Below are 255 nucleotides of genomic sequence, written 5' to 3' on the forward strand. Positions count from 1 at the left end.
CCGCCACGATCCCCGAGCGCCGCGACCAAGCGGCCAACCGCCGGCGCCGAGGGCGCCTCGGCGGCCGGCCGCCCGCCTTCGACAAGGAGGCCTACCGCGACCGCAACGTGGTCGAACGATGCTTCGCGCGACTCAAGCAGTTCCGCGCGATCGCGACCAGGTACGACAAGCTCGCCGACCGCTACCGCGCCGGAGTCGTGCTGGCCTCGCTGATCCTCTGGCTCCGCGAACCAGCCAGATGATCATTTGTCAGAC

Annotated in this window: 1 protein-coding gene; it reads left to right on the forward strand. The window is 70.2% G+C overall.

Annotated features, from left to right (window positions below; all coding sequences use genetic code 11):
* On the forward strand, nt 1-242 hold a 242-nt coding region (locus HYE82_RS37145), incomplete at its 5' end, for a transposase (RefSeq protein WP_179178610.1).
* Between the last annotated feature and the right edge of the window lie 13 nt (nt 243-255).

This window comes from Streptomyces sp. BR123 (assembly GCF_013401435.1).
Classification (GTDB): domain Bacteria; phylum Actinomycetota; class Actinomycetes; order Streptomycetales; family Streptomycetaceae; genus Streptomyces.